Raw genomic sequence first — 25,390 nt, forward strand, 5'->3', positions numbered from 1 at the left:
ACTCAGCGCGCCTGTGCCAGTTCGCGTAACAACTGCAAGGCTTCGACGGCCAGCGGTTGATACTGGTTGAGAATATCCGCCAGACCGACCCAGACGATAAACAGGCCAAGCACCAGGGTCAGCGGGAAACCGATCGAGAAAATGTTCAGTTGCGGCGCCGCGCGCGTCATCACGCCGAACGCAATGTTGACCACCAGCAGCGCGGTGACCGCCGGCAGCACCAGCATCAATGCCGCGCCGAGCACCCAGCCGAGCTTGCCAGCCAGTTCCCAGTAATGCGCCGTCATCAGACCGGCACCGACCGGCAGCGTGGTAAAGCTTTCGGTGAGCACTTCGAACACCACCAGATGCCCGTTCATGCCGAGGAACAGCAGCGTCACCAGCATGGTGAAAAACTGCCCGATCACCGCCACCGACACGCCGTTGGTGGGGTCGATCATCGAGGCGAAACCCATGCCCATTTGAATCGCGACGATCTGCCCCGCGATCACGAAGGCCTGGAAGAACAATTGCAGGGAGAACCCGAGCACCGCCCCGACCAGAATCTGCTCGGCAATCATCAGCAGCCCGCTCAGGTCGAGGGGACTGACCGCCGGCATGGGCGGCAGGTTCGGCGAAATCACCACCGTGATCGCCAGGGCGAGGTACAGACGGATGCGCTTGGGGACCAGCGTGGTGCCGAAGACCGGCATCACCATCAGCATGGAGCCGATGCGAAACAGCGGCAGCATGAACGTCGCCACCCAGGTGCTGATCTGGGCGTCGGTCAACTGAAGCAGCGACTGCATGACCTAGCCGATGACCAGCGGAATGTTTTTGTACAACTGGATGATGTATTCCATGAAGGTCTGAATGATCCAGGGACCGGCGACGATCAGGGTCACCAGCATCACCAGCAGACGCGGCAGAAAGCTCAGGGTCTGTTCGTTGATCTGCGTCGCCGCCTGAAACATCGACACCAGCAGGCCCACCAGCAGACTCGGGACCACCAGGATCGCGACCATCATAGTGGTCAGCCACAAGGCTTCGCGAAAGATGTCGACCGCTACTTCCGGCGTCATGGTGAAACACCTCCGAAACTGCTGGCGAGCGTACCGATGATCAGCGCCCAGCCGTCAACCAGCACGAACAGCATGATCTTGAACGGCAAGGAAATGATCAGCGGCGACAGCATCATCATACCCATCGCCATCAGGACACTGGCCACGACCAGGTCGATGATCAGGAACGGAATGAAGATCATGAAGCCGATCTGGAACGCGGTTTTCAGTTCAGACGTGACGAACGCCGGCACCAGAATGGTCAGCGGTGCCTGATCGGGCGTGGCGATGTCGGTGCGCTTGGACAGACGCATGAACAGCTCCAGATCCGTGGAGCGAGTCTGCGCCAGCATGAAGTCCTTGATAGGCACCTGAGCCTTTTCCACCGCTTGCTGGGCGGTGAGTTTCTCCGCCAGATACGGCTGCAGCGCATCATTGTTCACCCGGTCGAACACCGGCGCCATGATGAACAGGGTCAGGAACAGCGCCATGCCGGTAAGGATCTGGTTCGACGGTGTCTGTTGCAGGCCGAGGGCCTGACGCAGGATCGAGAACACGATGATGATCCGGGTGAAGCTGGTCATCAGAATGACGGCGGCCGGGATGAAGCTCAGCGCCGTCATGATCAGCAGGATCTGCAGGCTGACCGAATACTCCTGCGCCCCGTTGGCATTGGTGCCCAGGGTCACTGCCGGGATCGACAACGGATCGGCGGCGAACGCCAGTGGCGCGGCCAACATCAGGGCCAGGGTCAAGACGATGCGCAACGCACCCATTACTTCGTATCCTTCTGATCCTTGCCGAGGATCTTCAACAGATGCTGGGCAAATTCCGGAGTCGCTTTCTCGGATGTGGCCGGGACGTCTACCGGCTCCTTGAGCACATGCAGCGCGGTGATGGTGCCCGGGCTCAACCCCAGCAGGATCTGCTCGCTGCCGACCTGAACCAGCAGCAGACGGTCACGAGGACCGAGCGCACGGGAACCGATCAGCTCGATCACCTGCCCCTTGCCCGCCGGCCCCGCGTTCTGCACCCGACGCAGCAGCCAGGCGAGGAAGAAGATCAGCCCCACCACCAGCAACAGGCCGAACACCAACTGCGTCAATTGCCCGGCGACGCCGCTGTTGACAGCCGGGGCTACCGCCGGAGCAGCCGGAGCGGCAGCTGTCGCCGCAGGTTCGGCGGCCATGACCATCAATGGCAGCGCCAGCACCGCGGCCAGCAAGGAGCACAGAACCTTTTTCACTCAGCGCAGCTTCTTGATGCGTTCGCTTGGGCTGATCACGTCGGTCAGGCGGATGCCGAACTTCTCGTTGACCACCACCACTTCACCGTGAGCGATGAGGGTGCCGTTGACCAGCACGTCCAGCGGCTCACCGGCCAGACGATCGAGCTCGATCACCGACCCCTGGTTCAGTTGCAACAGGTTGCGAATGTTGATGTCGGTGCTGCCCACTTCCATCGAGATCGACACCGGGATGTCGAGGATCACGTCCAGATTCGGACCGTCCAGACTCACGGGCTCGTTGCTCTTGGGCACGCTGCCGAATTCTTCCATCGGCACACGGTTGGAGCTCGACACGCCGGCGTCGGCGGCCAGCAGCGCGTCGATATCGGCCTGACCGCCCTCGCCGGTTTCTTCCAGGGCCGCAGCCCACTCGTCAGCCAGTGCCTGATCGTCCTGGGCGTTCATTTCGTCGTTCATCATTTGTCCTCGGCGGGCAACAATTCAGTTAAATGCGAAAGGGGTGTGGCGCCGCTTCAGCGGCGCTCGATCGGCTCGATGACCTGCAACGCGAGGTTGCCTTTGTGCGAGCCCATCTTGACCTTGAAGGCCGGCACGCCGTTGGCGCGCATGATCATGTCTTCCGGCATTTCGACCGGGATCACGTCACCCGGCTGCATGTGCAGGATGTCGCGCAGTTTCAACTGGCGGCGAGCCACGGTGGCGCCGATCGGCACGTCGACATCGAGCACGTCCTGACGCAGGGCGTTGACCCAGCGCTCGTCCTGGTCGTCGAGGTCCGACTGGAAACCGGCGTCGAGCATTTCACGCACCGGCTCGATCATCGAGTACGGCATGGTCACGTGCAGGTCGCCGCCACCGCCGTCGAGTTCGATGTGGAACGTGGAAACCACGATTGCTTCGCTCGGGCCGACGATGTTGGCCATGGCCGGGTTCACTTCCGAGTTGATGTACTCGAAGTTGACTTCCATGATCGCCTGCCAGGCTTCTTTCAGATCGACGAACGCCTGCTCCAGCACCATGCGTACCACACGCAGTTCGGTCGGGGTGAATTCACGCCCTTCGATCTTGGCGTGACGGCCGTCGCCGCCGAAGAAGTTGTCCACCAGTTTGAACACCAGCTTGGCGTCCAGGATGAACAGCGCGGTGCCGCGCAGGGGTTTGATCTTGACCAGGTTCAGACTGGTCGGCACGTACAGCGAGTGCACGTATTCGCCGAACTTCATCACCTGCACGCCACCGACGGCAACGTCCGCCGAGCGACGCAGCATGTTGAACATGCTGATGCGGGTATAACGGGCAAAACGCTCGTTGATCATCTCCAGAGTCGGCATGCGTCCACGGACGATGCGATCCTGGCTGGTCAGGTCGTAGCTTTTGACACTGCCGGGTTCGGCAGCGTTATCGGTCTGTACCAGACCATCGTCGACGCCATGCAACAGCGCGTCGATTTCATCCTGGGACAGCAGATCCTGCACGGCCATGTCGTGTTCCTACTGCAATACGAAATTAGTGAAAAGCAACTGTTCGATCACCACTTTGCCCAGCTCTTTCTGCGCCACTTCCTGGACGCTGGCCGTGGCTTTCTGGCGCAGCATTTCCTGGCCGACAGGCGTCGCCAGCGTGGCGAAGTCCTGGCCGGAGAAGAGCATCACCAGGTTGTTGCGGATCACCGGCATGTGCACTTTGAGCGCGTCCAGATCGGCCTGGTTGCGCGCCAGCATGGTGATGCTCACCTGCATGTAGCGCTGACGGCCGTTCTGGTTGTAGTTGGCCACGAAGGCCGGCGCCATCGGTTCGAAAATCGCCGGCTGTTTGCCGACCGGGGCGGTTTCCACGGCAGCCGCAGGCTTGCTCTGGGCGCTGTGCATGAAGAACCAGGTCGCCCCCACAGACGCGCCGATGGCCAGCAGCAACCCCAGCACGATCGCAATGATCATCTTGAGTTTGCCTTTGGTTGCGGGGTCTTTTACTGCTGCTGCTTCGCTCTTCGCCATGCCAATAATCCGTCACTAATCGGGTTTTCACAGTCGCACGGCAAGGCAAGAGCAAGTGTTATGCCAGAAGTGTCGGAGCGGTAGACTGGGGCAGCGCAAACAACTGTGGGAGCGAGCTTGCTCGCGAAAGCGATTTAACATTCAACACAGGTGTTGTTCGTCAAAAAGCCTTCGCGAGCAAGCTCGCTCCCACAGTTAATTTGCCTTGAATATCAGGCGTAATAGTCGACGGCGCTGGAGCCGATTACCTGAGCGGTTTGAGCCGCGGCTTCAGCCAGGGCCGCAGACGTCAACTCTTCTTCCGAGGAGTCCAGGCGACCACCAGCGGCACTGGTGCGCCCCGTCTGCCCCTGCTGCGCCTGTTCCTGGCCCTGACCCTGCCAGCCACGGTTCTGGTCGGAAACGTTGACGTCGACCTGGCCCATGCCCTGCTGGGTGAACATGTCACGCAGACGATGCATCTGACCGTCGAGCGCTTCGCGCACGCTCGGGTGAGCACTCATGAACGTCACCTGGGTCTGCTGGTCCGGCACCATGTTCACACGGATATCAAGACGTCCCAGTTCGGCCGGCTGCAACTGGATATCCGCCGCCTTCAGGTTGTTGCTCGACAGGTACATGACGCGGTTGACCACTTCCTCGGTCCAGCCGTTCTGATGCATGGCGATCGGCTGGTTCACCGGCACGGCGTTGGCGGTTTTCGGTGTAGCCGCCTGAGTCAGCGCCGCCAGGCGGTTGGCGAAATCATCCACGCGGGTATCGCTGGTGGCGGACTTCAAGTCTTTCAGCCCCTCGTCGATCAGGCCACTGAAGGCCTTTTCACCGCCCTGGCTGGTGCTGTCCTTGTCAGCCTGCACGTCCAGCATGCTGGCCATGCCGGCGGCGAACGTCTGCGCCGAAGTCAGATCGCCATCGGCCTGGACCTGAGCAGGGGTCGCCTTGGGTTGCGACTGACTGGAGGCGGAAATGTGACCACTCTGCTCCATCGCCATGCGCAGTACCGGCAGCGCATCGAGCGGATCGGCCTCGGGATCGAAATCACTGTCAATGGCTTGGGCCGGAGCGGTGGCCGCAGCCGGCAATGCCGCAACCGCCGGCGCCGGGGTCTCGGGCTTCACGGGCGCCTCGACCACGGGGGCCGCCACCACCGGCGGCGTGACCACCGGTTGCACGGCCTGCATCAGCGCAGGATCAAGCGTCGGATCCACCACAGGGGCGGTATCAGCCACCGGAGCGGCCGGGGTGTCCGAGGTATCGTCGCTGCCGGCGACCTTGTCATCCGCAGGCGTCGACGACGTGTTGTCGGCGGGCAAGGCTTTGCCGCTATCGGCAACCGTCGGCGCGGGCGCGGCAGACTGATCCTTGCCGGCATCCTTGTTGCCGACACTGCCGGCGTCCTTGTCACGTGCGGGTTTGGGCGAATTGTCGATCGTCACGGCAGGCTTGTTCTGCCCTTGATCGGCAAATACCTGAGCGAAGCTGGAAGCCTTGTCCCCGGGCCCTGCGGCCACCGCAGACGATTTGGCGGAGGCGGTTTGCGCCTTGGCCTGGGCGGCGGCCTGAAGAAGAATGTTAGGGGTTGCAGGCATGGCACGGTCTCCGCTGCACTGGGATCGTAGGTACAGATGAACGAGATGACTGCAAGTGCCGGGCCAGTTTTGTCCGGAACCGGACAAAAGCGCCGGACGGACCGCTCAATGGGCAGGTGAGCGCTGTCGCTCGGCTTCATAGACGGGGCGCACATCCGCGAATTCGTCGTGGATTTCGGCCACCAGTTTGAGGATTTCGGAGGGACTCTTGTCCTTGGCGTGCTGCTCCAGCTCCTGACAAAGCTCGGCCAGACGGGTCGCGCCCATATTGCTGCTGCTACCCTTGAAACTATGGGCCACCGACGATAACGCATCGGCATCGGCAGTTTTTTGCAATTCGCGCAGGCGAGCCTCGGAATCGGCCAGGAAGGTATCCAGCAGCTCCGGATAACCATCCTCCATGACTTCTTGCAGCGCGCTCAGCACGTCGCGATCAACACAGACTTCAGTCACTTGTTCACTCCTTGATCAAGAATCCATGGATTATGCCAGAGCCTCCCAGAAAAACTCCACGCGAGCGCTGCGGCCATCATCGGACCAGCTCGGGTTTCTGCCCAATTGCCGGACAAGATTGACACCACGCCCTGACAGACGGACATCGTCCAGTGGCCGCGCCATCACCCGCGCCACATCAAACCCCTTGCCGCTGTCTTCGACCCGCACGACCAGACAACCACCCTCGCCCTCCGGCCGGACCTGCAGATGCACGCGCACATAACCATCCTGCAAGGCATCCAGACGCCTGTTGCGCTGTTCATAATACCGCGCGAACCCCGAAGCATCGCGCTTGAGGCTGGAATCCAGCCCGAGCACGCCGTGCTCCAGCGCATTGGAGTAAAGCTCGGCCAGCACGCTGTACAACGCTCCGCTCTGGCTGCGCAGGCCGTGTACCTCCAGCAGCAATTGCAACAGATACGGCAACGGATTGAAGCGCTTGAGCGTGGCACCGCGAAATTCGAAACTCACCGACCAGTCCAGCGGACAGGACTGGCCGCTGTCGGAATACACCGGAGCCGGTGGATTGACTTGCGCCACGTCCAGCAGACTGACTTCGAGCATACTCACATCGTCCCGGGCTTCGCCGCGAAAATCCTGCAAGGCCTGCTCGATTTCGGCGAACAGTCGGTCCGGCTGGCGATTGTCGGCAAACACCCGCTGCAGGCGCTCGACGCCAAACAGCTGATCGTTGGCATCACACGTATCGATCACACCGTCGGACAGCAGAAAAACGCGGTCGCCCACCGCCATCGAGAACACATCGGTGCGATCGTCGAACGTCTGAGGACTCAGCACCCCCAGCGGCAGGTGCCGCGCCGCCAGCGGCACCCGCTCCCCCGTGGCGATACGATGCAGATAACCATCGGGCATGCCACCGTTCCAGATTTCCACGCTGCGGCGCTGAAAACTCAGGCACAGCAACGTGGCACAACAGAACATGTCCACCGGCAGTATACGTTTGAGCTTGGCGTTCATTTCCCGCAGCGTTTCGGCCAGACCGTAGCCCTTGGCAGTCATGCCGTAGAACACTTCCGCCAGCGGCATGGCACCCACGGCCGCCGGCAGGCCGTGACCGGTGAAATCCCCGAGCAACACATGCATGTCGCCCGCAGGCGTATAGGCCGCCAGTAACAGGTCGCCATTGAACAGCGCGTACGGCGATTGCAGGTAACGGATGTTCGGCGCACTGAGACAACCGGAATGCGCGACCTTGTCGAACACGGCCTTGGCAACCCGCTGCTCGTTAAGCAGGTAATCGTGATGTCGGGCGATCAGGTCACGCTGCTGCAAAACCGTGGCCTGCAGACGCCGCAAACGGTCCATCGCCTTGATTTTGGCGGACAGGATCACCTGGTTGTAAGGCTTCGCCAGAAAGTCGTCGCCACCAGCCTCCAGACAGCGCGCCAGGGCCTCGCTTTCGGTCAGCGACGTGAGAAAGATGATCGGCACCAGGTTTTCACCCGCCAGCACCTTGATCTGCCGCGCCGCCTCGAAACCATCCATGACCGGCATCATGGCGTCCATCAGCACCAGGTGCGGCTGCTGGCCGGCAAACACCTCGACCGCCTCGGCACCGTTGGCGGCAGTCAGAACGGCATGCCCCTGACGGCGGACAATGGTCGACAACAGCAGCCGGTCAGCGGCGCTGTCTTCGGCAATCAGGATCGTCAGCGGCTCCTGCGGCTGCATGGCCGTCAACTGATGTCGAACAGTTTGTCGAAATTGGAAATGGCGAGGATCTTGCGCACATCCGAATTGCTGTTGACCACGCGCACGTCCGAATCGTCGCCACCCGCGTGATCACGCAATAGAAGCAGCATGCCCAGGGCCGAGCTGTCGAGGTAAGTGGCGTCCTTCAGATCCACCACGATGGAATCGGGTTTCCTGTCGAGCCGCTCGTAAGACTCGCGAAACTCCTGATGGCGACCGAAATCGAACCGCCCCTTGATCGAGATCGTCAGTTTTTGGCCATCGGGGGAGACTTCTGTAACGACTGACATGTACTGGCTTCCTTGTCATTGACGGACGTGTACAAGGTTTAGCACTTGCAGGGGCCACGAGCAAGGCGGGAAAACGCCGGCAGATGTCAGAGATTCGCCCGTCAATAAACGTCGCGACGCGGCAGACGCTGTGACAGCTCATCCAGCAGCTTTTGCTCGCGCTTGTCTTCAGCCCTTTGAGCTTCGTCACGGTAGCGCTGTACGAGTTTGCGCAAGCCTTCGACCCGGGCGAACGCCTGTTGCCAGGCCTCGCGGGCCTTGTCCAGGTTGTTCTGATGCCACTGCAGGCTTTGTCGTTGCTGGTCGACCGCCGTATCGAGCTGGGTCAGAAAGCCCTGAAACCCGAGCAGCCACTGCCCGGTCACGCCGGTGCTACCACGCACGATCCATTGCTCGGAATAATCCAGACGAAAGGCATGCAGGTCGGCGAGTTTGCTCTCGGCCACCTTCACCTGTCCCTGGAAATATCCGAGGCGCTGCACGGCGGTTTTCTCGGCCTTCTCGGCCATTTCCACCACTGGTGCCAGACGCGCGGCGCGGCTCAGGGCCATGGCCGGTTACCCGCCGGTCGCAGGGGCGAGGATGGTTTCGAGGTACGCCTCGCTTTCGCCCAGGCTGATGCTTTCGTTCAGACCCTGGCGCAGGTATCTGACCAGCTGCGGTTGCAGACTGATGGCAAGATCAGTTTCGCGATCCCCACCGGCGACATAAGCGCCGACGCTGATCAGGTCGCGACTCTGCTGATAACGGGACCACAACTGCTTGAAGAACTGTGCCCGGGTCATATGAGCCGGCGGCACCACGGCCGGCATCACCCGGCTGATCGAGGCTTCGATGTCGATGGCCGGGTAGTGACCTTCTTCGGCCAAGCGCCGGGACAACACGATGTGGCCGTCCAGCACGCCCCGCGCCGAGTCGGCGATCGGGTCCTGCTGGTCATCACCCTCGGACAGTACGGTATAAAACGCTGTGATCGAGCCCCCGCCCTTCTCCGCGTTACCGGCGCGCTCTACCAGTTTCGGCAGTTTGGCGAACACGGATGGCGGATAACCCTTGGTCGCCGGCGGTTCGCCGATGGCCAGGGCGATTTCCCGCTGGGCCTGGGCGAAACGGGTCAGGGAATCCATCAGCAACAGGACATTTTTGCCCTTGTCGCGGAAATACTCGGCGATGCGCGTGCAGTACATTGCCGCGCGCAGACGCATCAGTGGCGCGTCGTCCGCCGGCGATGCGACCACCACGGAACGCTTGAGGCCTTCTTCACCGAGGATATGCTCGATGAACTCTTTGACTTCTCGTCCCCGCTCACCGATCAGACCGACGACGATGATGTCGGCCTCGGTGAAGCGGGTCATCATGCCCAGCAGGACGGATTTGCCGACACCGGTACCGGCGAACAGCCCCAGACGCTGGCCGCGACCGACCGTCAACAAACCGTTTATGCAACGGATACCGACATCCAGCGGAACGCTGATCGGGTCTCGGTTGAGCGGGTTGATGGTCGGGCCGTCCATCGGCACCCAGTCTTCGGCTTTCATGCCGCCCTTGCCGTCCAGCGCACGCCCGGCGCCATCCAGCACGCGACCGAGCATGCTCATGCCCATCGGCAGACGACCGGTATCGGCCAACGGCACCACACGGGCACCCGGCGCAATACCGGCAACGCTACCGACCGGCATCAGGAACACCTTGCTGCCGGAGAAGCCCATGACTTCGGCTTCAACCTGAGAAGGATGGTAGGTGTCGTCGTTGATCACCATGCAGCGCGTGCCCATGGCGGCGCGCAGACCTTCGGCTTCGAGGGTCAGGCCGACCATGCGCAGCAGGCGCCCCTCAAGAATGGGCGCGCCGGCGATTTCGGTGGCCTCGGCGTAGGTGCTCAGGCGCTTGGCGAAACTGGTGCGTTCAAGGCGCATCGGGGGCGTCCGCGAGCGGCTCGTCAGTGACCGGGGCCGGTTTCGGCGTTTCCGGCAAATCCAGGCTCAGATCCGGTTCAGCCGGGTGCAGGGCCTGTTCGTGCAACTGATCGAACAGCTTGGCCATGACCTGACCGACACGGGTTTCAATGCTGGCATCGATCCGACTGTGGTCGGTCTCGACCCGGCAACCGCCCGGCAACAGCGATTCATCCTCGACGATCCGCCAGGTTTCCTCATGGCGCTCGCGCAGGGCTTTGACCTGCTCGAAATCCTGCGGATTGACGTACAGCCGCACATTGCCCACGCCCAGCGGCAACAGCTTGAGGGCGTCGCGCATGACGTGTTCGATCTGCGTCGAGTCGATGGCCAGCTCGCGCTGGATCACCTGACGGGCGATGTGCTGCACCAGGTCGACCAGCGACTTCTCGATCTGGGTATCCTGCTCGGCGATGGGCTCGAAAAGGTTCGCCATCAATTGCTCAAGGCTGTTGACCTTGGCCGTCAGAACCACTTCGGCTTCCTGGCGCACCTTGAGGGTAGCGCTGTGGAAACCTTCCTTTTCGCCGATGGCAAAGCCCTCGTTGTAGGCCTCCTGACGGATGCTTTCGAGTTCTTCGAGGGTCAGTGGCTGGACTTCCTCCAGCGGCACTTCTTCCATCTCCGGCGGTTCGGGTTCCGGTTCAGGCTCGGGTTCAGGCGCCGGCGGATCGAAGCTGGGCAAGGCCCAGGTATCGAAGCCACGAACGTCCCGGGCACGGATCAGGTCCGTCACTTCGTCGTCGTTCTTGACCATGGCGTCAGATCATTTCCTCGCCGCCCTTGCCACCGAGCACGATTTCTCCGGCTTCGGCCATACGGCGAGCGATGGTGAGGATTTCCTTCTGCGCCGTTTCCACGTCGCTGACGCGCACCGGACCCTTGGCCTCGAGGTCGTCGCGCAGCAGTTCGGCAGCACGCTTGGACATGTTTTTGAAAATCTTCTCCTTGACGCTTTCGTCCGACCCCTTGAGGGCCAGCACCAGCACATCGGAGGACACTTCGCGCAGCAGCGCCTGGATTCCGCGGTCGTCGACATCGGCCAGGTTGTTGAACACGAACATGAGGTCTTCGATCTGACCGGACAGGTCTTCGTCGACTTCGCGGATCGAATCCATGAGCTGGCCTTCGATCGAGCTGTCGAGGAAGTTCATGATGTCCGCCGCCCGCTTGATGCCACCCAGGGTGGTACGCGAGGCATTCGAGTTGCCGGAGAACTGCTTCTCGAGGATCTGGTTCAATTCTTTCAGTGCAGCCGGCTGAACGGTGTTCAACGACGAGACGCGCAGGATGATGTCCAGACGCACCTTGTGGTCGAAGTTGCCCAGCACTTCACCGGCCTGATCCGGATCGAGGTACGCCACCACGATCGCCTGGATCTGCGGGTGTTCGTAACGGATCACGTCGGCTACGGCGCGCGGCTCCATCCATTTCAGGCTGTCGAGGCCGCTGGTGTTGCCACCCAGCAGAATGCGGTCGATCAGGCCGTTGGCCTTGTCTTCACCCAGGGCCTGGGTGAGCATTTTGCGCACGTAGTCGTCGGAGCCGACGCCCAGGCTGGTCTGGTCGCCGACGATGTCGACGAACTCGCTCATGACCTGTTCGACCTGCTCACGGTGGACGTTGCCCATCTGGGCCATGGCCACACCGACCCGCTGAACCTCTTTCGGGCCCATGTGGCGCAGCACTTGTGCAGCATCGGTCGACCCCAGGGACAGCAGCAGGATCGCGGCTTTATCGACCCGGGACAGTTTGGCGACGGCGGCTCGGTTATCACTCATCTGCGTTAATCCACTCTTTCACGACCTGGGCCACACGACCCGGGTCTTCTGCCACCAGACTCTTGATTGCGTTCAACTGAGCGTCATAGCCTTCGCTCGGGCTCGGCAGCAGGATGCTGGTCGGGCCGCCGAGGCTGACGCGATCGTTGGACAGTTCACCGTCCAGACCGCCCATGCCACCCAGTTCCACGTCACTGCCCAGGCCGGCCAGTTCCTTGCCTTTGCCGCCACCGGTGATGTTGTTGAGCACCGGACGCAGCACGCCGAACACCAGCACCAGGATGAACAACACACCCAGCACCTGTTTGACGATGTCCCAGAACCATGGCTGGGAGTAGAACGGAATGTCGGCGATCACTTCGCCGCGCTCGGCGGAGAACGGCATGTTGATCACGCTGACGCTGTCGCCACGGCTGGCGTCGAAACCGACCGCGTCCTGCACCAGGCGAGTGAAGCGCGCCAATTCGTCGGCGTCCATGGCGCACGGGTGGTTTCGCCGTTGGCCGGGTTGATCTTGACCTGATCGTCCACCACCACCGACACCGACAGACGATTCAGGCGACCCTGCTGCTGTTTGGTGTGGCTGATGGAACGGTCGAGCTCGAAGTTCTTGGTGGATTGTTGACGCTTGTCTGCCGGATACGGCGCGAGCATCGGCTGGCCGGTGGCCGGGTCCATGATCTGCTGACCGTTGGCGTCAACCAATGGCTGGCCTGGCTGCACCATGCCGGTCGACGCCTGGGCGCCACCGGTGGTCTGCGGTGCCGAAGCCGGCGACGGCGGCTGGTTGCTCAGGGCCCCCGGCACGCCTTGCGGACCATTGCTGGCGGTACGTTGTTCGTTGACCGACTGCTCGCTGCGCAGCGCCGGCTGATCCGGGTTGAACTGCTCGGCGGTAGATTCGACGGCACTGAAATCGATGTCGGCCGACACTTCAGCCTTGTAGCGATCATTGCCCAGAACCGGTTGCAGGATATTGTGCACGCGCTGGGTCAGCATGCTTTCCATGCGGCGGCTGTAATCGAACTGCTTGCCGGCCATGGTCATTTCGGCGTTTTCCGCCTGATCCGACAACAGGTTGCCCTTCTGGTCGACGACGGTGATCTGCGACTTGCTCAACTCGGGTACGGACGTGGCCACGAGGTTGATGATGGCAACGACCTGGCCTGGCTCCAGCGAACGACCGGAGTACAACTCGACCAGAACCGAAGCGCTTGGCTTGCGCTCGTCACGCACGAACACCGAACTTTTCGGGATCGCCAGGTGAACGCGGGCGCCCTTGACGTTGTTCAGGCTGGAAATGGTGCGGGCCAGTTCGCCTTCGAGGCCGCGACGATAGCGAGTCGCTTCCATGAACTGGCTGGTGCCCAGACCCTGTTCCTTGTCGAGGATTTCGAAACCGATGTTGCCGTCGCTGGGAGTGACACCAGCAGCAGCGAGTTTCAGTCGCGCACGGGACAGGTCATCGGCCTTGACCAGCAAGGCGCCGGAATTCGGTTCGACGGTGTAGGGAATGTCGGCGGAGGCCAGGGTATCCATGACCTGCTTGGCGTCCATGCCGGCCAGACTGCCGTACAGAGGCCGGTAGTCGGGCTGTTGCGACCACAGCACCACGGCAAAGCCAATCGCCACGCTCGCGGCCAGGCCGACCAACAGGCCTACCTGACGCAGCATGGTCATCTCGGAGAGGTTTTCCAGAAAGGACAGGCCGAACAGCGGCGGTTTGCCGTCTATCGGGGTGGCCTTGGCCGGAACGTTATCGGCGACTGCTTCTGCCATGACTCAATCTCGTCCTTAAACCGGCATCTGCATGATGTCTTGATACGCCTGAACCAGCTTGTTGCGCACCTGGGTCAGAGCCTGGAACGACACGCTGGCCTTCTGCGAGGCAATCATCACGTCCGTCAGATCGACGCCGCTCTTGCCGATTTCGAACGCGTTGGCCAATTGGCTCGAGGCCTGCTGGGTATCGTTCACTTTGTTGATGGCCTGACCGAGCATGTCGGAAAAGCTGCTGCCTGCCACTTCAGGGACAGCGGCAGTCGATTTCGGCTTCGACATGGCGTCCATTTGCATGGCCTTCATGTCCATCATCAACCGATTAAATTCAATACCTTGGCTCATGGTCTACTCTCTTGGGCGGCCCGCAATTTTTTGACACTCACTCGGCGGGTACTCAGGTGTTAGCAACAACGGTGCCAGCTCACAGGCAACGCTTGGAGAAATGCATTTTCAAACGTTTGCGACGGTCGTCACGTCGCAAACAGATAACCTTCGACGTCCATCCCGGCATCACGCATCTGTGCCAGTTTGTAGCGTAACGTTCGGGGGCTGATTCCGAGCTTTTCGGCGGCCTCCTTGCGTCGACCGCGTTCGGTACGCAGGGTGTCGATGATCATCTGGAACTCACGGCGACGCAGGTCGTCGCCCAGGGCACCTGCCGAATCCGCTTCAATCTCGACTTCGCGAATGACAGGCGCCACCGGCACTGCCGCCGGCAATGGAGCGAACAGCGCAGGCCCGGAGAGACAGAAATCCTGCGGCTGGATCAGGCCTCCCTGCTGGAGAATCAAGGCCCGCTGGATAGCGTTGTCCAGCTCACGAACGTTACCCGGCCATGGGTAATCGATCAGACACGTCTGCGCCTCGGGCGAGAACCTCGCCATCGCATGCTTCATTTTATTGACGTGCTTGCTCAGAAGGCGCTCGGCCAGCGGCAGGATATCGGCGGTGCGCTCGCGCAGCGGACGCCACGCCAGCGGAAATACCGACAGACGATAGTAAAGATCTTCCCGGAACCGCCCCGCCGCCACTTCGCCCGCCAGGTCACGGTTGGTGGTGGCAACGACACGAATGTCGAGAGTGATCGGCTTGCGCGCGCCGACCCGCTCCACTTCACGCTCCTGCAATACCCGCAGCAGCTTGGCCTGCAGGCCCAGAGGCATTTCGGAAATTTCGTCGAGCAGAATGGTGCCGCCGTCCGCCTGCTCGAATTTGCCGGGCTGCGCCGCGATGGCGCCGGTGAAGGAGCCCTTTTCATGGCCGAACAGGGTTGCTTCGAGCATGTTGTCAGGGATCGCCGCGCAGTTGATCGCAATGAACGGCTGACCGGCACGATGAGATTGCTGGTGGATGTAGCGCGCCAACACCTCTTTACCGGTGCCGGACTCACCGGAAATCAGTACGGTGGAATCGCTGCGGGCAACCCGCGCCGCCAGATCCAGCAACTGAACACTGGCCGGCTCGACGGCTACCGGCCCTTCCGTGTCGGCAGCACCGAGATTGCCCAAAGCGTGGCGAACCACCAGATCCAGCAGCGCTTTCGGCTCGAAAGGCTTGACCAGATAGTCCGCCGCGCCCTGACGCATGGCATCCACCGCTCGCTCGACCGCGCCGTGAGCCGTCATCAGCAGCACCGGCAGTTGCGGCTGACGGGCACGCAACAGGCCGAGCAACTGATGACCGTCCATGCCCGGCATGTTGACGTCGCTGACCACCAGGCTGAATGCCTCGCACTCCACAGCCTTCAGCGCCTCTTCGGCCGAACCCACAGCGTGATAGTCGTGACCCGCCAGCAGCAATGTATCGGCCAGCGCCTCGCGCAATGAACGGTCATCCTCGACCAGCAGAACCTTGATGCCCATGACCTTCACTCAGCTCCCTGTACAGCGGAAAACATCGGCAGGACGACCTGCGCGCACGTGCCGCGCCCCACTCGTGAGCGCAGCTGCAATTCTCCTTGATGCGCCCGGGCCACAGCCTTGACCACGGTCAGGCCCAGGCCAGTGCCGGTGACCTTGGTGGTGAAAAATGGCTCGCCCAGTCGCGCCAGTACCGCCGGCTCGATGCCGCCGCCGTTATCACTCACACACAGACGCAGGCTGTTGCCACGGGTGTAGCAATGCACCTTCAGACGCACGTCGCCGCCACTGGCCTGAATGGCGTTTTCGATCAGGTTGAGCAGTGCGCCGACGAGCGTGTCTCGGTTGCACAGCAACTCGCCCGCATGACTGTCGCATTGCCAGCGAATGGGCAGATCCTGCACATGAGCCAGCGCCGCAGCCTGCAAAGACTGCATCAGCTCATTGGGCGTGAGGCGATCGGTCAACGGCAGCTCGCCGCGAGCGAAAACCAGCATGTCGCGCACCTGGTGCTCCAGCTCATGCAAACGCTCTTTGAGACGCCCGGCAAAACGTTGCTGTGTGGCGACCGGCAGCGCTTGCTCAGTCAAATGACTGGCATAAAGCAGCGCAGCGGAAAGTGGCGTGCGAATCTGATGAGCCAGCGAAGCGACCATGCGCCCCAGCGACGAGAGTCGCTCATGGCGAGCGAGCTGATCCTGCAAATGACGGGTTTCAGTCAGGTCGTTGAGCAGCACGAGCTGCCCTGGCTCGGCATCCAGCGAGCGGGTGGCAATCGACAGGCGTCGACCGTTTTTAAGAGAGATTTCATGACCGTCATCTTCACGGGGCGCGAAGCAGCGGGTAATGACATGACGCCACAGCTCGCCCTCGAGCGGCAAGCCGAGCAATTCGATAGCGGCGGGATTGGCCTCGCACACGATCCCGTGCCCGTCGATGACGATCACACCACCCGGCAACAGGTCGAGGAGGTTTTGCAAACGGTTGGCCAACCGCTCCTTTTCCGCCAACTCCTGCATGCGCTGAGCGCTGACGACGGCCAGCTCACCCTTGAGTTCGGTGACCCGCGCCTCAAGCATGCTGTAGGAATCGGTGAGTTGACTGGACATCTGATTGAACAGCGCAAACGCCTGTTCAAGCCCCTGCCGGCTGGCCTGCTCTACGGACGGCAGTGGCCCCGAGGATTCGGGAACAGAAGACATCTGGGAGGCTTGGGGCATTGTGCTCTCTCGCTTGGCTGACCGTCAGTGAAACGGAACGTTGCGAGGGACGTAGCAATACCCGTGCCTAAAAAAAACTGCTTATAAATGAAGCAGTTGAAAAACAGGCGTCAATCATCCGCCTGTTCATCACCTTCACGCCGGCTCATGCCGTACTTGCGCATCTTCTCCACAAGCGTCGTGCGCCGGATGCGCAGGCGCTCGGCAGCCCGAGCCACGATACCGTTGGCATCATCCAGCGCCTGCTGGATCAGCCCCTGCTCCAGACCACCGAGGTAGTCCTTCAGATCCAGACCTTCCGGCGGCAGCATGGCGTTGGCGGTGAAGTCAGGCGTATGACCGTTGATTGCCACACGCTCTTCCAGATCGCTACGCAGACTGTCGACCATCTGCTCGTCTTCGTCGTCGACGTAGCGGAACTTCTTCGGCAGCTCGACCACGCCGATCACCCCGTATGGATGCATGATCGCCATGCGCTCCACCAGGTTGGCCAGCTCCCGGACGTTGCCCGGCCAGCCGTGACGGCACAGGGACATGATGGCGGCGGAATTGAAACGGATGGAGCCGCGCTTCTCGTGTTCCATCCGCGAAATCAGCTCGTTCATCAGCAGCGGAATGTCTTCGACACGCTCGCGCAAAGGCGCCATCTCGATCGGGAACACGTTCAGGCGATAGTAGAGATCTTCGCGGAAAGTGCCGATCTCGATCATGCTTTCGAGATTCTTGTGGGTTGCGGCAATGATGCGCACATCGACGCTCTGGGTCTTGTTGCTCCCCACGCGCTCAAAGGTCCGCTCCTGCAGCACGCGCAGCAGCTTGACCTGCATCGGCAGCGGCATGTCGCCGATTTCGTCGAGGAACAAGGTGCCGCCGTTGGCCAGCTCGAAACGGCCGGCACGGCTGGTGATGGCGCCGGTGAAGGCCCCCTTCTCGTGGCCGAACAGTTCGCTCTCCAGCAGCTCTGCCGGAATGGCACCACAATTGACCGGCACGAATGGCGCGTCACGGCGCTTGGAATGGTAATGCAGGTTACGCGCAACCACTTCCTTGCCGGTGCCGGACTCGCCGAGGATCAACACACTGGCGTCGGTGTCGGCCACCTGCTGCATCATCTGCCGCACATGCTGGATCGCCCGGCTGGTGCCGACGAGGCTGCGGAACAGGTTGGGTTCGCGATGACGACCGCGCTCACGGGCCTGGTCATACATTTCGCGATAGACCTGGGCACGATGCAGGGAATCCAGCAGCTTGCTGTAGCTCGGCGGCATTTCGAGCGTCGAAAGCACCCGACGGCGCTGGTCTTCGGGCAGGTCCACCGAAGAATTATCGCCCATCAGCAAAACCGGAAGGAACTCATCCCAGGTCGAGAGTGTCTTTAACAGGCCCAAAAGCGCACCAGGAGCATTAACCGTCCCGATCAGTACGCAAATGACCTCACGACTAGACGACAAAGAGCCGACTGCCTGCTGCCAGTCATGGCTTCCGCAGGGTAAATTTTCTTCGCCAAGAAAATTTAAAATCACCGCCAGGTCGCGGCGGCGGACGCTATCGTCATCGATCAGCAGAATTTTGGTTTCACGCCACATGCAATAGCAACTTCCCTAGTCAACTCAATGCCCGAAACGAGGGGCAAGCGAGACGCTTGCAGGACACTTCGTGCCTGTAGACGCCTGAAATCTGAAAACAGCCACTAGTTAAGTCAAAAAACCGTGCACAGTCAAATTTATGGCGCACATGTCTGGATTAACTGAGGGTTAATTAACCAAACAGATGGTAAACCTTTGCCGCGTTTTTCGCCTGTGTGATCTGCGACATCTCGTCGACTATCGCCTGGCGTTCTCCCATGGCAACCTCGAGCAACTGCTTGTACACATGCAGCAACTCCTCAAGATTGTCACGCAGCGCCACTTCATCCAAAGAAGCCTCACTCATGACATCTTCCATGCAGGAACGGCAATCAAGATCCAGTTGACCGATTGCCTCCCAGTTACGCTCGGCCAGAGCATCGACCAGCGCCACACGGGTTTCTTCGATTCGCTGCAATACAAGACTCATGGTGATCTCCTTAAAACTGAGGAGCGGGAACAGGCGCGATAGCGTCCCAGCCTTCCTTTACCGTGGTCAGCAGGCCGGCGACTTCGTCCAGGATACGCGGGTCGCTGCTGATGTTCGCCTCGGCAAGACGCTTCATCATGTAGATATACAGCCCGTCCAGATCGGCCAGCGTATCGGCCGAGTTTTCCAGATCCAGACCTTCGCGCAGGCCGCTTACAATGCCAATGGCCTTGCTGATCGACGTGCACTTGGCAGGAATGTCCTTGCGCTCGATCGCGCCCTTGGCCTGAGCGATACGATCCAGGCCACCTTCCATCAGCATCTGCACCAGACGGTGAGGGCTCGCTTCTGAAGTCTGAGCTTGAGCGCCAACTTTCTGGTACTGCCGAAGGGCTAACATCGGATTCATGTTCTACCTCATTTGCCACAATGACTCGTATGACCAGTGTATCGCCTGCGAGTCGAAAAACTTTAGACCACAAGACAAAAACCCGGCACACGCTCGAAAGCGTAGCCGGGTTTTTGTCGCTCTTGCATGTTACTTCGCAGATTGCTGCGCGTTGAGCGAGGCGAAGAACGACGTGATGTTGCTCGCCGTGGCCTTCATCTGCCCTACCAGCAAGTCCATGGCGTTGTACTTGGCGGTCAACGTCTTGGTCAGGTTGGCCACCCGGACGTCCAGCGCTTTTTGCTGATCGGAGATATCGCGGCTGTTGTTGTTCAGGATGGTGAGTCGCTGATCCAGCAGCCCCTGGGTCTTGCCATCAGCCGAAGCCTTGAGGTAAGGGTCTACCGACTTGCTCACCCGCGCCAGCAGACCGTTGGTGTCATTGGTGCCGTTGAACAGCTGTTGCACCTGACCAGTCGCACCCGGTACAGCCATGGCCTTGTTGAAGGCATTAGTGTCGAGCTTCAGGTTACCGGTGATGGAGTCGGTCATCACACCGACCTGCGACAGGTAGGACATCGCGCCGCCAGCGCCAGCACCGGTGAATTCGGCACGAATGCCGGCAATCAGCGAACGCGGCAGGGCATCACCCGTGAATGCCGCCTGCACGGTCAGCTTGCCATCTTCATCCGGAGTCGCCTTGGACAAGGTGTCCACGGTGCTCTTGAGCGTGTTGTAGGCGTCGATGAACGTCTGAATCGACGTTTGCAGACCTTTGGTATTGGTGTCGACGGTAACCGTGGTTGGCGTCGAGTTGGCAGACACCAGATTAAGGGTCATGCCACTGATCGCACCGGTAACGGTGTTGCTCTTGCTGGTCACTGCCAGACCGTCGATGGTCAGCGATGCGTCCTTGGCGAGACCACCGACCGAGCCCGAGTCGCTGGCCGCCGGCGTGTCGGACATGACCTTGGTGCCATCGATTTCCAGACCGGCGATACCGCTGACCGACAGATCGGAGCCTGCACCCGTTTTGCTCGAACTGATCACCAGACGAGAAGCGCCACTGGCGTCGGTCACGATGTTGGCAGAAATGCCGTTGCTGCCCTGAGCCGTGTTGATGGCGTCACGAGTGCTCTGCAAGGTGGCGTTGGCCGGAATGGTGACATTGTAATCAGTGCCATTCTGACTGATTTTCAGGGTACCACTCGGAATGGCACTGGAGGCGCCGCCGGCGAAGGCTGCACTTGCTACTTTCGACCCCGAGGCCAAATTCTTGACGACAACGCTGTAGGAACCGGAGACAGCCGTATTGTCGGAAGTCACGGTCAGCGTTGCAGGTGTGCTCGATGTGGCCGTATACCCGGCGAACGCAGGAGTGGTCTTGCTGTTCAGGGTGGCCAGGGCAGATTGGAACGTGGTCAGCGCGCTCTTGAGCGTGCCCACACCGGAAATTTTCAGCGTGTTGTTTTTCGTCTGGGTATCGATCTGCGTCTGCTTCGCCGATTTGTCGGCGTTGACCAGCGCAGTAACGATCGCACCGATGTCCAGGCCGGAACCCAGGCCGGTACCCGGTAGAATTGGACTTGCCATGTGCATCTCCCTTTGATTTGTTGCCAGTCTTTTGACCCTGGTCGGCGTCTAAAGAACTTCAAACACGTTTCATGCCAGCTATCAGACTTTGGCGTCGAACAACACATGACTTGCGTTGGCGAGACTGTCTGCCAGCTTGAGCGCCTCAGCGGAAGGAATCTGTCTTACGACCTCACCTGTCTCGCTGGCGATCACTTTGACGATGACCTTGCCAGAATGCTCATCGATCGAAAACTCCAGGTTGCGCTTGATCGATTGAACAAACTTCTCGATCTCCTGCACCGCCAGCTTCAACTTGTTTTCATCCGTCTCCTGGCTTTTTTTCGCCTCGGAAACAGTTTCAACGGTCGAAGGCTTGGTCTCCGACGGCTTGTCGGCAACCGGACTGGCCTGCTTGGGAGCCGGATAAGACACGTTAAGCTTTACGCTCATGTCCATGCCCATCACCTCTTAACGTGAAAAGGCGAGAGAGCACGCAAGCGCACTCCCCCGCCAAAACTCATTCCGAAATTACTGAAGCAGCTTCAGTACAGCGGAAGGCAGTTGGTTGGCTTGAGCCAGAACAGAGGTCGAAGCCTGTTGCAGGGTTTGCTGCTTGGTCAGGTTAGCAGTCTCTGCGGCGAAGTCGGTATCTTGTACGCGACCTTGTGCAGCAGTGGTGTTTTCGTTGATGTTCTGCAGGTTCTGGATGGTGCTGGTCAGACGGTTCTGCGAAGCACCCAGGTTTGCACGGGTTGCACCGATGGTCGCGATAGCGGCGTCGATTGCAGTGATCGCGTTGTCGATGTTCTGCGAAGCAGAACCAGCGCCAGTACCGGAAGTACCGGTCAGAACTACGGTACCGCTGCCTACGGACAGGCTGGCGGCGTCGAACTTGGAGCTCAGTACCAGGTCGATGTGGTTAGCCGAACCGGTGTTGGCGCCGACTTGCAGAGTTACAGTACCAGCCGAACCGTCCAGCAGGAACTTGCCGTTCAGGTTGGTGGACTGAGCGATACGAGTCAGTTCGTCAGACATCTGAGCGAATTCGGCGTTGGTCGCGGTCTGGTCAGCAGTACCGTTGGTTCCGTTACGGGCTTTAACAGCCAGTTCACGCATACGCTGCAGGATGTCGGTCGAAGCTTGCAGAGCGCCTTCAGCGGTCTGGGCAACGGAGATACCGTCGTTGGCGTTCTGGATAGCCTGGGTGTTACCGCGGATCTGCGAAGACATGCGGTTGGAGATCTGCAGGCCAGCGGCGTCGTCTTTGGCGCTGTTGATTTTCAGGCCGGAAGACAGGCGCTGCATCGAAGTCGACAGAGCGTCGGAAGCGCGGTTCAGGTTTTTCTGAACGTTCAGCGACGTGGTGTTGGTGTTTACAGTTAAAGCCATGACGAATTCCTCGTTGGTTGGGTACTGCGGCTTCCGGCCCTGGCAACCGCCGGGTATGGCCTAGAGAACCTTCGTAATAGTTATCGTCGGGATTGCAGGTTGCTTGAGGGCTTTTTTGAAAATTTTTGCCATCACCCTGCCACTCCCTAGAAAACAAAGACTTAGCCGCGTTTTACCCACGAAAAAATGACGTCATAAAACTATCCACGGCGCAAACCTGCGAGCCAGCGCTGTCGGTGATTCCTTATGCCGAAGAACTTTCCAGCAGATGGATCAATTCGTACTCCATGAAATCGGCGAGACCCAGCCAGTCCTGGCGCTCCTGGCAATCGAGCATCTGCGTGAGCAAATGCGTCCAGGCTTGCTGCGCATCCGCGGCTGCAGGCACCAGCAAATGCTGTACACCTTCAAACACCTCCACCATGTCCAGCGCCGCCTCCACATCACGCCCCAGCCGGAACAGCACGGCGCAACGCCGGCATTCATCGACACAGCCTTGCAGTGCGCTCATTGCACAAACTCCTGATTGAAACGCGTCCCGGCAATCAACGCCCCCGAGCGACTGCTGTTGTAGAACGCCACCTGCGGCTGGCTGGCGATGTAACGCTCCAGCACGCACAGATAACCGCGGAAATTGAGCTGCGTACTGACACGCTGGCCGAAGCCATCCAGCACCCAGTGCCGCGCCTGGTTCACCGAAGGCCCCAGGTCGCCGTCATTCCAGCCGGCGTGGGTCTTGTTCATCGGGAACGCGAAGTCGGCGCCGAACAGGGTGATCCGCCCTGCCCCCATCTTCACCGCCAGATCCACCGCCGGGTGAATCACACTGCCGCCAACATGCAGCAGTGCCCGAGGGTATTGCTCACGCAACGCCGCATAGACCGGACTGAGCGAATAACCGCCGTAGCGCTTGCCCTTCCATGCCCGTAAAACGTCGGGATCGCTCATGGGCAAGTACACCAGCGCAATGCCGTCGGACGCCTCGCAAGGCAGATGCCGGAAGCTGATGCGCTGGTCGATGCTCACCACGAAATCCGGCACGATGCCGTGCTCGCGCAGCGGCCGATAGGCGGTGTCGACACAAATGAACAGCGGACGGTCGCTTTGCTGGCGAATCGCAGCCAGACGCTCGAAATGCTGCTCGAGGGTCGGCCCGGTACCGAGCACATAGATTTCCCGTCCGGCGCAGGTGCCGAACAATTGCGCCACATCATCGTCAGCGAGCAGCACGGGCAAACAGTCACGCAAACGCTGCTGAATGAACGGCAACTGCGGATCGAACTCCCGATTGTTGAAACTCAGGTGCACTTCACTGACCAGTCGATCACGAATCTTCGCGTTGAAGTCGTCGGCCAGCAGCATTTCGGCGGGCAATGCAAAGAACGGCGTGCAAATATCCGGCAGGTCGCCGGCGTACAGCAGTTCGACTCGAGCGTCCTGCAGCCATTGGCGCTGATCGAGCAGTTGCAGCACCAGGGCAAACAGCGCGCCGTTGAGGATGTGCACGTAGAGTCGCTCGAGCCCGTTGCGCTCCAGCAGCACGGAAGGCAGATCCCCGAGGCCGGTGCCATAGACATGTAATTGCGGCTTGCCCGCCGGCAGGCTCTCGGCCTGAATCCGGGCTTCGCGGACGCGATCATGACGGCTGGTGAGCTGGATGCCGTTGATGCTCAGTGTCGTCCCCAGGCCTTCTGTCAGTCCGGCCTCGATTGCCGAACTGTCTTCGCTCTGCAATCGCGCGAACAGTGCCGGCCAGCGTTTCTGGATGACTTCAGCGTTGCCCTGGAAAAACTCGCTCATGGCGCCTCGCGCTCCCTTCAGGCAAAAAAATAGCGTTCAAGGTTAACCCTGGAACGCTATTTTTGTATCTGTCGTTTTCGATGGATTCAAGGACGATAGATAATCGCCGAGCCCCACGACAGACCGACACCGAAACCGCTGAGCGCCACCCGGTTCCAGCTGGAGTCCAGCGCGTGCTTTTCCAGCAGCAGCGGAATGCTCGACGACACGGTGTTGCCGGTCTCGACCATGTCCTTGATGAATTTCTCCGGCTCGCCTTCGAAACGCCGCGCAACGGCATCAACGATCGCGGCACTGCCCTGGTGAATACAGAACGCATCGATGTCATCGGCGCCGAGGCCGGAATCGTCGAGCAATTCATGCAAGTGCGCCGGGACTTTCAACAGGGCAAAGTTGAACACCTGACGACCGTTCATGAAGAACACCCCATCGGTGACTTTCAGATGCGGTGCACCGGAACCGTCAGTGCCGAACTTGGCCTTGCCCAGCGCCCAGATCGGATCTTCGCCCATCCAGGTGGCGGTGGCGGCGTCGCCAAACAGCATGGTGGTGTTGCGATCTTCCGGATCGACGATCTTCGAATACGGGTCAGCGGTGATCAGCAGGCCGTTCTTGAGGCCGGCCGCTTCCATGAAACCTTTGATCGCATAGATGCCATAGACGTAGCCGGAGCAGCCGAGGGAAATGTCGAACGCCGCAACATGGGTCGGCAGACCGAGCTTGTCCTGGACGATGGCTGCGGTGTGCGGCAGGCCTTCTTCGTCACCGTTCTGGGTGACGACGATCAGCGCGTCGATGGATTCACGTTTCAGTTCAGGGTTGCTGGCAAACAGCGCATTGGCCGCTTCAACGCACAGATCGGAGGTTTCCTGTTCCGCGTCTTTGCGTGGGAGGAAGGCCGAACCGATCTTGCCGAGGATGAATTCTTCATCCTTCTCGAATTTTGCACCTTGTGCGTAATTGTCCACGCCGGCTACAGGAACGTAGCTCGCAATGCTTTTTATGCCAATCATTACGGCTTCCCAATAAAAAACAGCCCAATACCACCGCTCGCAAGGATTCGAGGGGCGCCGACAAACAGAAAACGGCCGCCACGACGGGCAGCCACGGGGAGCGCAAAGGGCTGACACTGAAACCGATAACGGGCCAGGCGCCATCTCCCCGATCAATACAATACAGTGAAGATGCGCGTTATGACTCGCAGGTCACGCTATTT

General features: G+C 60.4%; 27 protein-coding genes and 1 pseudogene. All 28 read right to left on the bottom strand.

The window, feature by feature from the left end:
• Window positions 1–2 precede the first annotated feature (2 nt).
• The gene (gene fliR / locus BBF94_RS20305) at window positions 3–788 is read right to left on the bottom strand and encodes a flagellar biosynthetic protein FliR (protein ID WP_065260761.1); all 786 of its coding nucleotides are present in this window, start codon (window positions 786–788) and stop codon (window positions 3–5) included.
• Window positions 789–791: 3 nt separating this feature from the next.
• Window positions 792–1,061: a flagellar biosynthesis protein FliQ gene (gene fliQ / locus BBF94_RS20310; RefSeq protein WP_065260762.1), complete on the bottom strand. Its 270-nt coding sequence runs from the start codon at window positions 1,059–1,061 to the stop codon at window positions 792–794.
• Window positions 1,058–1,816 (bottom strand): flagellar type III secretion system pore protein FliP, encoded by a 759-nt coding sequence (fliP, locus tag BBF94_RS20315; RefSeq protein WP_065260763.1) that lies wholly within the window; start codon window positions 1,814–1,816, stop codon window positions 1,058–1,060. The genes fliQ and fliP overlap by 4 nt, the downstream gene beginning before the upstream one ends.
• Complete coding sequence (fliO, locus tag BBF94_RS20320) at window positions 1,816–2,235, bottom strand: flagellar biosynthetic protein FliO (RefSeq protein WP_065260826.1); 420 nt, start codon at window positions 2,233–2,235, stop codon at window positions 1,816–1,818. Before fliO ends, fliP begins: the two co-directional genes overlap by 1 nt.
• A 51-nt stretch (window positions 2,236–2,286) precedes the next feature.
• Entirely contained in the window at window positions 2,287–2,748 is a 462-nt protein-coding gene (gene fliN, locus BBF94_RS20325) for a flagellar motor switch protein FliN (RefSeq protein WP_176704483.1), read from the bottom strand.
• Window positions 2,749–2,801: 53 nt separating this feature from the next.
• Window positions 2,802–3,770 carry a flagellar motor switch protein FliM gene (gene fliM, locus BBF94_RS20330; protein WP_003222890.1) on the bottom strand — a complete coding sequence of 323 codons (969 nt, stop codon included), beginning with the start codon at window positions 3,768–3,770 and terminating at the stop codon, window positions 2,802–2,804.
• Between the two features lie 9 nt (window positions 3,771–3,779).
• Window positions 3,780–4,283: a flagellar basal body-associated protein FliL gene (fliL, locus tag BBF94_RS20335; RefSeq protein WP_065260765.1), complete on the bottom strand. Its 504-nt coding sequence runs from the start codon at window positions 4,281–4,283 to the stop codon at window positions 3,780–3,782.
• A 212-nt stretch (window positions 4,284–4,495) separates the two neighbouring features.
• Complete coding sequence (locus tag BBF94_RS20340; RefSeq protein ID WP_065260766.1) at window positions 4,496–5,872, bottom strand: flagellar hook-length control protein FliK; 1,377 nt, start codon at window positions 5,870–5,872, stop codon at window positions 4,496–4,498.
• A gap of 105 nt (window positions 5,873–5,977) precedes the next feature.
• Window positions 5,978–6,325, bottom strand: a complete 348-nt coding sequence (locus BBF94_RS20345; RefSeq protein WP_065260767.1) for an Hpt domain-containing protein — start codon at window positions 6,323–6,325, stop codon at window positions 5,978–5,980.
• A 30-nt stretch (window positions 6,326–6,355) separates the two neighbouring features.
• Entirely contained in the window at window positions 6,356–8,059 is a 1,704-nt protein-coding gene (locus BBF94_RS20350; RefSeq protein WP_065260768.1) for an ATP-binding SpoIIE family protein phosphatase, read from the bottom strand.
• A gap of 5 nt (window positions 8,060–8,064) precedes the next feature.
• The gene (locus BBF94_RS20355) at window positions 8,065–8,370 is read right to left on the bottom strand and encodes an STAS domain-containing protein (RefSeq protein WP_065260769.1); all 306 of its coding nucleotides are present in this window, start codon (window positions 8,368–8,370) and stop codon (window positions 8,065–8,067) included.
• Between the two features lie 101 nt (window positions 8,371–8,471).
• Window positions 8,472–8,921: a flagellar export protein FliJ gene (gene fliJ, locus BBF94_RS20360; protein ID WP_065260770.1), complete on the bottom strand. Its 450-nt coding sequence runs from the start codon at window positions 8,919–8,921 to the stop codon at window positions 8,472–8,474.
• Window positions 8,922–8,927: 6 nt separating this feature from the next.
• Entirely contained in the window at window positions 8,928–10,286 is a 1,359-nt protein-coding gene (fliI, locus tag BBF94_RS20365; protein WP_065260771.1) for a flagellar protein export ATPase FliI, read from the bottom strand.
• Window positions 10,276–11,082: a flagellar assembly protein FliH gene (gene fliH, locus BBF94_RS20370; protein ID WP_065260772.1), complete on the bottom strand. Its 807-nt coding sequence runs from the start codon at window positions 11,080–11,082 to the stop codon at window positions 10,276–10,278. The genes fliI and fliH overlap by 11 nt, the downstream gene beginning before the upstream one ends.
• Window positions 11,083–11,086: 4 nt before the next feature.
• A complete protein-coding gene (fliG, locus tag BBF94_RS20375) occupies window positions 11,087–12,106 on the bottom strand; it encodes a flagellar motor switch protein FliG (RefSeq protein WP_065260773.1) in 1,020 nt (339 codons plus the stop codon).
• Window positions 12,099–13,885 (bottom strand): annotated as a pseudogene (gene fliF, locus BBF94_RS20380) (flagellar basal-body MS-ring/collar protein FliF). Before fliF ends, fliG begins: the two are co-directional and overlap by 8 nt.
• 15 nt (window positions 13,886–13,900) lie before the next feature.
• A complete protein-coding gene (fliE, locus tag BBF94_RS20385; protein ID WP_065260774.1) occupies window positions 13,901–14,230 on the bottom strand; it encodes a flagellar hook-basal body complex protein FliE in 330 nt (109 codons plus the stop codon).
• Window positions 14,231–14,358: 128 nt separating this feature from the next.
• Entirely contained in the window at window positions 14,359–15,750 is a 1,392-nt protein-coding gene (locus BBF94_RS20390) for a sigma-54-dependent transcriptional regulator (protein WP_065260827.1), read from the bottom strand.
• Between the two features lie 5 nt (window positions 15,751–15,755).
• Window positions 15,756–16,949: a sensor histidine kinase gene (locus BBF94_RS20395; protein ID WP_176704485.1), complete on the bottom strand. Its 1,194-nt coding sequence runs from the start codon at window positions 16,947–16,949 to the stop codon at window positions 15,756–15,758.
• Window positions 16,950–17,077: 128 nt separating this feature from the next.
• Window positions 17,078–18,553: a sigma-54 dependent transcriptional regulator gene (locus tag BBF94_RS20400; protein WP_003222863.1), complete on the bottom strand. Its 1,476-nt coding sequence runs from the start codon at window positions 18,551–18,553 to the stop codon at window positions 17,078–17,080.
• 172 nt (window positions 18,554–18,725) lie between these two features.
• Window positions 18,726–19,022, bottom strand: coding sequence for a flagellar assembly protein FliT (locus BBF94_RS20405; RefSeq protein ID WP_065260776.1), 297 nt, complete (start codon window positions 19,020–19,022; stop codon window positions 18,726–18,728).
• A 10-nt stretch (window positions 19,023–19,032) separates the two neighbouring features.
• Window positions 19,033–19,431, bottom strand: coding sequence for a flagellar export chaperone FliS (gene fliS / locus BBF94_RS20410; RefSeq protein ID WP_065260777.1), 399 nt, complete (start codon window positions 19,429–19,431; stop codon window positions 19,033–19,035).
• Window positions 19,432–19,560: 129 nt separating this feature from the next.
• Window positions 19,561–21,003 (bottom strand): flagellar filament capping protein FliD, encoded by a 1,443-nt coding sequence (gene fliD / locus BBF94_RS20415; protein WP_065260778.1) that lies wholly within the window; start codon window positions 21,001–21,003, stop codon window positions 19,561–19,563.
• 81 nt (window positions 21,004–21,084) lie between these two features.
• Window positions 21,085–21,441: a flagellar protein FlaG gene (locus BBF94_RS20420; RefSeq protein WP_065260779.1), complete on the bottom strand. Its 357-nt coding sequence runs from the start codon at window positions 21,439–21,441 to the stop codon at window positions 21,085–21,087.
• 72 nt (window positions 21,442–21,513) lie between these two features.
• The gene (locus BBF94_RS20425; protein WP_065260780.1) at window positions 21,514–22,374 is read right to left on the bottom strand and encodes a flagellin domain-containing protein; all 861 of its coding nucleotides are present in this window, start codon (window positions 22,372–22,374) and stop codon (window positions 21,514–21,516) included.
• 244 nt (window positions 22,375–22,618) lie between these two features.
• The gene (locus tag BBF94_RS20430) at window positions 22,619–22,885 is read right to left on the bottom strand and encodes a hypothetical protein (RefSeq protein WP_065260781.1); all 267 of its coding nucleotides are present in this window, start codon (window positions 22,883–22,885) and stop codon (window positions 22,619–22,621) included.
• Entirely contained in the window at window positions 22,882–24,174 is a 1,293-nt protein-coding gene (locus BBF94_RS20435; protein WP_065260782.1) for a motility associated factor glycosyltransferase family protein, read from the bottom strand. Before BBF94_RS20435 ends, BBF94_RS20430 begins: the two co-directional genes overlap by 4 nt.
• Window positions 24,175–24,260: 86 nt before the next feature.
• Window positions 24,261–25,187 carry a ketoacyl-ACP synthase III gene (locus BBF94_RS20440; RefSeq protein ID WP_065260783.1) on the bottom strand — a complete coding sequence of 309 codons (927 nt, stop codon included), beginning with the start codon at window positions 25,185–25,187 and terminating at the stop codon, window positions 24,261–24,263.
• Window positions 25,188–25,390 lie beyond the last annotated feature (203 nt).

The organism is Pseudomonas bananamidigenes, assembly GCF_001679645.1.
Taxonomy (GTDB): Bacteria; Pseudomonadota; Gammaproteobacteria; order Pseudomonadales; family Pseudomonadaceae; genus Aquipseudomonas; species Aquipseudomonas bananamidigenes.

Bases quoted from the DNA above. Each gene is read 5' to 3' on its own strand.
- fliR (WP_065260761.1), bottom strand. From the start codon at position 788: ATGCAGTCGCTGCTTCAGTTGACCGACGCCCAGATCAGCACCTGGGTG.
- fliQ (WP_065260762.1), bottom strand. From the start codon at position 1,061: ATGACGCCGGAAGTAGCGGTCGACATCTTTCGCGAAGCCTTGTGGCTG.
- fliP (WP_065260763.1), bottom strand. From the start codon at position 1,816: ATGGGTGCGTTGCGCATCGTCTTGACCCTGGCCCTGATGTTGGCCGCG.
- fliO (WP_065260826.1), bottom strand. From the start codon at position 2,235: ATGGTCATGGCCGCCGAACCTGCGGCGACAGCTGCCGCTCCGGCTGCT.
- fliN (WP_176704483.1), bottom strand. From the start codon at position 2,748: ATGATGAACGACGAAATGAACGCCCAGGACGATCAGGCACTGGCTGAC.
- fliM (WP_003222890.1), bottom strand. From the start codon at position 3,770: ATGGCCGTGCAGGATCTGCTGTCCCAGGATGAAATCGACGCGCTGTTG.
- fliL (WP_065260765.1), bottom strand. From the start codon at position 4,283: ATGGCGAAGAGCGAAGCAGCAGCAGTAAAAGACCCCGCAACCAAAGGC.
- BBF94_RS20340 (WP_065260766.1), bottom strand. From the start codon at position 5,872: ATGCCTGCAACCCCTAACATTCTTCTTCAGGCCGCCGCCCAGGCCAAG.
- BBF94_RS20350 (WP_065260768.1), bottom strand. From the start codon at position 8,059: ATGCAGCCGCAGGAGCCGCTGACGATCCTGATTGCCGAAGACAGCGCC.
- BBF94_RS20355 (WP_065260769.1), bottom strand. From the start codon at position 8,370: ATGTCAGTCGTTACAGAAGTCTCCCCCGATGGCCAAAAACTGACGATC.
- fliJ (WP_065260770.1), bottom strand. From the start codon at position 8,921: ATGGCCCTGAGCCGCGCCGCGCGTCTGGCACCAGTGGTGGAAATGGCC.
- fliI (WP_065260771.1), bottom strand. From the start codon at position 10,286: ATGCGCCTTGAACGCACCAGTTTCGCCAAGCGCCTGAGCACCTACGCC.
- fliH (WP_065260772.1), bottom strand. From the start codon at position 11,082: ATGGTCAAGAACGACGACGAAGTGACGGACCTGATCCGTGCCCGGGAC.
- fliG (WP_065260773.1), bottom strand. From the start codon at position 12,106: ATGAGTGATAACCGAGCCGCCGTCGCCAAACTGTCCCGGGTCGATAAA.
- fliE (WP_065260774.1), bottom strand. From the start codon at position 14,230: ATGAGCCAAGGTATTGAATTTAATCGGTTGATGATGGACATGAAGGCC.
- BBF94_RS20390 (WP_065260827.1), bottom strand. From the start codon at position 15,750: ATGGGCATCAAGGTTCTGCTGGTCGAGGATGACCGTTCATTGCGCGAG.
- BBF94_RS20395 (WP_176704485.1), bottom strand. From the start codon at position 16,949: ATGTCTTCTGTTCCCGAATCCTCGGGGCCACTGCCGTCCGTAGAGCAG.
- BBF94_RS20400 (WP_003222863.1), bottom strand. From the start codon at position 18,553: ATGTGGCGTGAAACCAAAATTCTGCTGATCGATGACGATAGCGTCCGC.
- BBF94_RS20405 (WP_065260776.1), bottom strand. From the start codon at position 19,022: ATGAGTCTTGTATTGCAGCGAATCGAAGAAACCCGTGTGGCGCTGGTC.
- fliS (WP_065260777.1), bottom strand. From the start codon at position 19,431: ATGAATCCGATGTTAGCCCTTCGGCAGTACCAGAAAGTTGGCGCTCAA.
- fliD (WP_065260778.1), bottom strand. From the start codon at position 21,003: ATGGCAAGTCCAATTCTACCGGGTACCGGCCTGGGTTCCGGCCTGGAC.
- BBF94_RS20420 (WP_065260779.1), bottom strand. From the start codon at position 21,441: ATGGACATGAGCGTAAAGCTTAACGTGTCTTATCCGGCTCCCAAGCAG.
- BBF94_RS20425 (WP_065260780.1), bottom strand. From the start codon at position 22,374: ATGGCTTTAACTGTAAACACCAACACCACGTCGCTGAACGTTCAGAAA.
- BBF94_RS20430 (WP_065260781.1), bottom strand. From the start codon at position 22,885: ATGAGCGCACTGCAAGGCTGTGTCGATGAATGCCGGCGTTGCGCCGTG.
- BBF94_RS20435 (WP_065260782.1), bottom strand. From the start codon at position 24,174: ATGAGCGAGTTTTTCCAGGGCAACGCTGAAGTCATCCAGAAACGCTGG.
- BBF94_RS20440 (WP_065260783.1), bottom strand. From the start codon at position 25,187: ATGATTGGCATAAAAAGCATTGCGAGCTACGTTCCTGTAGCCGGCGTG.